Below are 6895 nucleotides of genomic sequence, written 5' to 3' on the forward strand. Positions count from 1 at the left end.
ACATCTAACCCACTGTCGGATATTCAGCAATTGTCACCGGAAGATTGAGCAATTGCCCAAGCCTTTCAATTTGTACTTCAACCACCGTTCCTGGACGGGTATCAGAAATAATTTGCAGTAGATCGGTCGGTGAATTCACCGCTTTACCGTTAAAACGCACAATTAGATCGCCTTGTAAAATACCGGCTTGATATGCCGGTCCGTTTGGTGCAACCGCTGTGACCAAAACGCCACGTTGATTTAAACCCAATTGATCTTCATTATTGTAAAAAATCTGGCTTTCCACCCCAAAATAACCACGGATCACACGCCCATCTTGAATAATTTTTTTCAATACATCATTGACGATATTAATCGGAATCGCAAAGCTCAGCCCTTCCGCAATTTCACTGCTGTCCTTGCCGATGCTTAAGGTGTTAATTCCGATCAGCTCTCCGGCGGTATTAATCAAAGCACCACCGGAATTGCCGCGATTGATTGAAGCGTCAGTTTGAATAAAGTTTTGTCGCCCGATCTCCCCCAACGCACTGCGCCCAGTGGCACTGATAATGCCTTGACTGACGCTCTGTCCCAAGTTATACGGATTGCCGATTGCCAAGACAACATCGCCGACCGAGACCCGTCGCTGTTTATTTTGCGGAATCGTCGGCAGATTTTCCGCTTGAATTTTCAATACTGCCAAATCTGTTAAACTGTCAGAGCCGACCAGCCCGGCTTGATAAATCTGCCCGTTTTGCAACGCCACCACAATTTGATCGGCGTTACTGATCACATGCCGATTGGTGAGAATGTAGCCGTCAGCACGCATAATCACACCAGAACCGAGATTATTGACCCGTACTTCATTATTGCTCAAACCATTATCACTCAAACCACGGTCAAGACTACTGGCTTGCAACGATTGGTTATACACATTGACCACAGCCGGAGAGGCGATTCGCACCGCACTGGCATAGGAAACAACCTGCAAATCATCATGTTGTCGCGAAAAAAAATTGCTGTTACCTTGAAACAGTGGGATAAGCGCCAAAACAACGACAGCGGTACACAGCCCGATCAACACTGATTGCAATAACTTTTTCAGCATTTTTCCTCCGTTAAGCGTTTTGGGCGATAAATCAGTTTAATATCTTCGCCAACCACTTCATGGCTGACCAACTGCCACAGTGGTGCGTCAGCAAGATGGTGTAAATCCGGCATATGGCACAGTCCTCTGGCTTGATCGCCAAGCAGTTTCGGTGCGATATACACAATCAATTCATCGACTAAACCTGCACTGATTAGCGACCCGGCTAGATTGGAACCGGCTTCAATCCACAAAATATTAATTTGTCGCTGTGCCAATTCGTCCATTAATGCCAAAAGCTGATGCTGTTGTGGATCCAGATAAATCGCCTCGACAAAATCAGGAAATGCACTGAGATCGCGCGGTTTATGTTCCGCCCCAACCAACCAGACCGCACTTTCTACGCCGAACAGCTTATGATAAGGACGAATACGGTGTTTTGAATCCATGATCACACGCACCGGCTGACGAATCGCAGATTCAGAATAAGCTTGCTGCACCGCTGGTGGCAATTGCTGCCAACGCACATTCAACAGCGGATCGTCCACCAACACCGTGCCGCTCGCTGACAAAATTGCCCCAGCACAAGCACGGTAATCCTGCACTTCGGCTCTGGCCTGTTCGCCAGTAATCCATTTGCTTTCGCCACTGGCTGTCGCTGTTTTGCCGTCAATCGTCATCGCCATTTTTAACTGCACAAACGGACGACCACTCCGCATTCGTTTCAAGAAACCTTTATTCAGCTCTTCTGCCTGCGATTCCAGCACTCCAATGGTAACCTCAATTCCTGCTTCTTGCAGCAGTGCAATGCCTTTACCTGCCACCAACGGATTGGGATCGCGCATGGCGATCACCACTTTTTTGATGCCGTTTTCGATAATTTTCAAAGCACAAGGAGGGGTTTTTCCGAAGTGCGAGCAAGGCTCCAGCGTGACATATAAGGTTGCCCCAACCGCACTTTCAGTGCAAGCATTAAAAGCATTGACTTCTGCATGGCCTTCTCCAGCACGCTGGTGATAGCCTTCGCCAATCACTTTACCGTCTTTTACGATCACACAGCCGACCATTGGATTGGGCGCAGTAGTCCAACGACCGCGCGCTGCCAACGCTAAAGCTTGTTGCATAAACTGTTGATCTTGATTCGAAAAATAGACGGTCATCACGTTTCCTTATTTTTGGTTTCATTGGTTAATTTTTCAATTTCATCGCCAAATTGTTTAATGTCGTCAAAGCTCAAATACACCGAAGCAAAACGAATATAGGCTACTTTATCCAATTTTTTCAGCGCTTCCATCACCAAAGTACCAACCAACTTACTTGGCACTTCGCGCTCACCACTGGCTTGCAGTTGATGAATAATATGGGTGATCGCTTTTTCGACATCATCAGCACTGACCGGGCGTTTTTCCAGTGCGCGCATCATACCAGAACGCAGTTTTTTCTCATCAAACGGCACACGGTTATCATTGCTTTTAATAATTTTCGGTGTCACCAATTCAGCCGTTTCAAAGGTGGTAAATCGCTCATGACATTGCAAACACTCACGGCGGCGACGCACTTGATACCCATCTGCCACCAAACGAGAATCGATTACCTTGGTATCCAAGGCGGAACAAAAAGGACAATGCATAAAAACTCCTTTTATTTTTGATTAATTAGGGTCTATTGTGCCATGCATACAATACACTGCTTCGGCATAGCTTTACACCACCAGACAAAACCCAAATCGGCACATGCTGAACAAATGTTAACATAATTTTTCCTTTTATTCTCAGTATAGGGTCTATTGGTGTTTGTTTATATTTTGAGCGCTCTGCGATTTTGCTTTTTTATAACCGCTGCGTTTGCTGTTCAATGGCGGTGAGACCTGACGTAACAAACGCAGAGATTGGAAATCGTACTGATTCAGCATTTGCGGCAAAGTGACAAGCAACTGTTGCATAAACTGCTGATAACTCGCCTGTTTACGGCTGATTCCGTCTAGCTGCGATTCCCAGTGAGCGGTCATATCAGGCAACGTTGCACTTTCCGGCAGGGCTTGGATTAAAATCCGCCCGGCTTCGGTGCTGGTGATACTGCGTCCTTTTTTGACGATAAATCCACGTTTGAACAACAGCTCGATAATCCCGGCACGGGTGGCTTCCGTGCCTAATCCGTCGGTTTCGCGCAAAATTTTCTTCAACTCCTTATCTTGTACAAAACGTGCAATACCAGTCATCGCCAATAATAACGTCGCATCATTAAACGGCTTCGGTGGCTGGGTCTTTTTGCTGACAACCTCGCCTTTTTCACACCAGAGTTGCTGCCCTTTTTTCACTTTTGGTAAGGCAGCCTGCTGATTTTCATCTTGGTCTTCTTTGCCAAGCAGCTGCTTCCAACCGGCGGTTTGCAAGCCACGTGCTTGTGCCAAAAACTGTCCGCCAGCGATTTCCAAACCAATCTTGGTTTTACGGTATTCCGCATCAGGGCAAAACTGAAATAAATATTGGCGTGCGATTAAATCATAAACCTGTTGCTCATTGGTTGACAGACGGATTTGTCTACGATTCGCTGTCGGAATAATAGCATGGTGCGCTTCGACTTTTTTATCATTCCAACAGCGGTTTTTTTGTGTTAAATCCACAATGTCCGGCAAGGTTTGATAAGGCTGGCTATGCTGGGAAATCGCCACGCTAACCGCACTTCGATCGGCAAAATGCTCTTCCGGCAAATAACGGCAGTCGGAACGCGGATAGGTAATCAATTTATGCACCTCATACAGCCGCTGACAAGTATCCAGCACCTGTTGTGCTGAGAATCCGTAACGCTTACCCGCATCAATTTGCAAAGCGGAAAGCGAATAAGGCAGGGGGGCGGTCTCTTTTTCTTGGCTGTCACTATACTGCGTGACGATCGCCGGTTGCCCACTAATCCGCTTTACCACGTTTTCTGCCAATGCTTGCGACAACACTCGCCCATTTTCGTCTTGATAATCCTCACAGGCTTTACTTGGCTGCCAAAGTGCGGTGAAGCTCTGAGGCGGTTGCTCATCGGTTTGAATATGCGCCAAAACTTCATAAAAATCTTTCGGCTGGAAATTTTCAATCTCTAGATCGCGGCGCACAATCAGCCCCAACACCGGTGTTTGCACTCGCCCGACCGACAGCACACCGTTATAACCGGCTTGTCTGCCACGAATGGTATAGGCCCTGGTCATATTGATACCATACAACCAATCCGCTCTGGCACGCGCCAATGCCGATGTTGCCAGTGGAATAAAATCACGGTTGAACTGCAATTTTTGAATCGCTTTGCTGACCGCACTTGGGTTGAGATCGCTGATTAAGCAGCGCTGAATGGCTTGGCGTTTCGTTTCCGGCAGCCCGGCATAATTAAACACTTCGTCTACCAATAATTGTCCTTCGCGATCAGGGTCGCCGGCATTAATCAGTTGATCGGCTTGCTTAATCAGATTGAGCACCACCTTGAGCTGTTTTGCCGTACTCTGTTTCGGATTTAGCTGCCACTGCTGCGGAATAATCGGCAGATGCTCTAAACGCCACTGTTTGAAATTCGGATCGTAAGCCTCCGGCTCCGCTTGTTCGAGCAAATGCCCGATGCACCAAGTGACATAATCCTGCTCACCACACTGGATAAAACCATCACCTTTACGATGTGGCTGCGGCAATACATCGGCAATGGCTCGCCCAAGACTTGGTTTTTCAGCTATAAATAGTCGCATAAAACTACCATACCGTTGTCTATCAAAATTCAATCAATGTACGATCTTACCGCACTTACCGCCTTAAGTCACAACCGAATCGTGTATTTTGTCACGCAACAGCTTTATCTATAGGCAATACTAGACTATTTGCGATAGAATCAAAACGACCACTCTATTCAATATCAAAGGCTTATTATGGATGCTACCCTACTACAAAAAAATGCTAAATCCTATGATGATTTTCCTTATGTTTCTCATCCTTTTGCTAAATCTTTTCCACCGCTACATCAAGCTATTGGTCAACTATTTGGCTTAAATCCTCCTGATTTAACTCAAGCTAGGATACTTGAGCTGGGTTGCGCCAGCGGTGGAAATATTATCCCGATAACCTTTTTCTACCCGGAAGTTGAAGTTGTCGGTGTAGATTTATCTCAAGTTCAAATAGCGCAAGGCCTGCAAATTGTTGAAAAGATGGGGTTGCAACAACGTGTAAAATTGCATCATCTTAGCATCACTGATATTCCAGAATCTTTTGGGCTATTTGACTATATCATCTGTCATGGTGTTTACAGCTGGGTGCCTAATTTTGTACAAAGCGGTATTTTGGATGTCATCAGAAAACACCTGAAAAGCGATGGTATTGCCTATATCAGCTACAATGTTTATCCCGGTTGGAAATCGTTAGAAATTGCCCGTGATGCGATGTTATTCCATACGCGCGACATCCAGGATCCCGTTGCAAAAGTTGAGCACGCCAAGGCCATGATTGGGTATATGCACGAAAAAGCGCCTGAAAATACGATGTTCAAACGCATTATGCAAGATGTTGACGGCTTGGTACAACGTTCTGCCCCCTATTATTTGGCTCATGAATTCTTGGAAATTCACAACTCCCCGCTTTATTTCAGCGAAATGGTCAATAAGGCGGAATCACATCAACTGGCTTATTTAAATGATGCCGAAATTTCCAGCTCTTTTGCCGAAAATTGGGGAGTTGAAATTCATCGCGATCTGCTTAACGCCAGTCATAACCAACAGGTGGTACTAGAGCAATATCTTGATTACCTCAATAATCGCCAATTCCGTCAATCATTGTTTATTCCCCAAACAATGAGCAACCGATTGCAACGACATATTAGCGCCGAAACCGTACAATCTTGCCATTTTTCTATTTCAATCAAACAAGAACAGTCGCCTCGCCCAGATGCGCCTGGCTATACTTATTTTATCTTTAACCATAATGCTAACCAATTTTATCGCACACAAAATATAGCCGAGCTTGAAGCATTAACCGTTCTTTGCCGTTTTGATAACTGTTTTTTCAATATTAAAGAATATCAACAAGCACTTAAAGAGACAGTGCAACAGCATTATAGTCTCGAATTCATCACCCATTTACTGTTGCGGTTAATTATTTCTGGGCTATTACATATCAGTGGCACGCCACCGATTACCAATCGGCCGATCAATTATATTAGCGAACGCCCGATGATATCAGACTTTAATCGCCACTATTTTTCTTTACGCAATTATATCGTGAATGCGCGCAACGAGATGTTGTCTCTTGACTTAATTCAATCTATTTTATTGCCGCATCTAGACGGACAACAGACGCTGGAAAACTTACATGCTATTTTGCTACACCATCACCAAGAGGGCAAAATTAAATTTAACCGCAACGCTGCGGATAATGGCACAGCCGATGAAATTACCGATCTGGCAGACGTTCAGAAACTCACGGCTGAGTTTCTGAATAATGCGTTGCAAAATTGGTGTAATAGCGGAGTATTAGTTGGATAATGGAGTAAATTGACATCCTCCCCTGTCTAAAGTCAGGGGATTCCTACCATGTCTAAATCTAAGATCTAGCTCACATCGGTGGGTTCTTGCTGCTGACGGCTAGTGCCGTTCACTTCACAAGCTAACCGGGCGTGTCCCGCCCTTAATACATTCATTGCCCCCACAACATCGGCGTTTTCACGGTATCCGCAAGGTTGCAAAATTGAGCAGGAAAATGACCGCTTATGGTTACCTAAAATCGGTTGGGTGCGTTATCGCAATAGCCAGCAAATTTTAGGTGAGATCAAAAACGTCACTATAAGTAAAAAGTGCGGTCATTTTTTTGT

5 protein-coding genes are annotated in these 6895 nt (G+C 45.4%); 1 reads left to right on the top strand and 4 read right to left on the bottom strand.

Translation table 11 applies throughout. From position 1 onward, the window contains the following. Positions 1 to 4 precede the first annotated feature (4 nt). The 4 genes from degS to FHQ23_RS02640 all read right to left on the bottom strand — a co-directional run bounded on the left by degS (position 5) and on the right by FHQ23_RS02640 (position 4787). Positions 5 to 1087, bottom strand: a complete 1083-nt coding sequence (degS, locus tag FHQ23_RS02625) for an outer membrane-stress sensor serine endopeptidase DegS (RefSeq protein WP_139612922.1) — start codon at positions 1085 to 1087, stop codon at positions 5 to 7. Further along, complete coding sequence (gene ribD / locus FHQ23_RS02630) at positions 1081 to 2226, bottom strand: bifunctional diaminohydroxyphosphoribosylaminopyrimidine deaminase/5-amino-6-(5-phosphoribosylamino)uracil reductase RibD (protein ID WP_139612923.1); 1146 nt, start codon at positions 2224 to 2226, stop codon at positions 1081 to 1083. The genes degS and ribD overlap by 7 nt, the downstream gene beginning before the upstream one ends. Then, the gene (nrdR, locus tag FHQ23_RS02635; RefSeq protein WP_139612924.1) at positions 2226 to 2696 is read right to left on the bottom strand and encodes a transcriptional regulator NrdR; all 471 of its coding nucleotides are present in this window, start codon (positions 2694 to 2696) and stop codon (positions 2226 to 2228) included. The genes ribD and nrdR overlap by 1 nt, the downstream gene beginning before the upstream one ends. Before the next feature lie 153 nt (positions 2697 to 2849). Beyond that, positions 2850 to 4787, bottom strand: coding sequence for a DNA topoisomerase III (locus tag FHQ23_RS02640; RefSeq protein WP_139612925.1), 1938 nt, complete (start codon positions 4785 to 4787; stop codon positions 2850 to 2852). 177 nt (positions 4788 to 4964) lie between these two features. Between FHQ23_RS02640 and FHQ23_RS02645 the strand changes: the two genes are divergently transcribed. Continuing rightward, positions 4965 to 6569, top strand: a complete 1605-nt coding sequence (locus FHQ23_RS02645) for a methyltransferase regulatory domain-containing protein (RefSeq protein WP_139612926.1) — start codon at positions 4965 to 4967, stop codon at positions 6567 to 6569. Positions 6570 to 6895 lie beyond the last annotated feature (326 nt).

It is taken from the genome of Testudinibacter crocodili (assembly GCF_006228025.1).
In the GTDB taxonomy this organism is placed as follows: domain Bacteria; phylum Pseudomonadota; class Gammaproteobacteria; order Enterobacterales; family Pasteurellaceae; genus Chelonobacter.

Bases quoted from the DNA above. Each gene is read 5' to 3' on its own strand.
- degS (WP_139612922.1), bottom strand. From the start codon at position 1,087: ATGCTGAAAAAGTTATTGCAATCAGTGTTGATCGGGCTGTGTACCGCT.
- ribD (WP_139612923.1), bottom strand. From the start codon at position 2,226: ATGACCGTCTATTTTTCGAATCAAGATCAACAGTTTATGCAACAAGCT.
- nrdR (WP_139612924.1), bottom strand. From the start codon at position 2,696: ATGCATTGTCCTTTTTGTTCCGCCTTGGATACCAAGGTAATCGATTCT.
- FHQ23_RS02640 (WP_139612925.1), bottom strand. From the start codon at position 4,787: ATGCGACTATTTATAGCTGAAAAACCAAGTCTTGGGCGAGCCATTGCC.
- FHQ23_RS02645 (WP_139612926.1), top strand. From the start codon at position 4,965: ATGGATGCTACCCTACTACAAAAAAATGCTAAATCCTATGATGATTTT.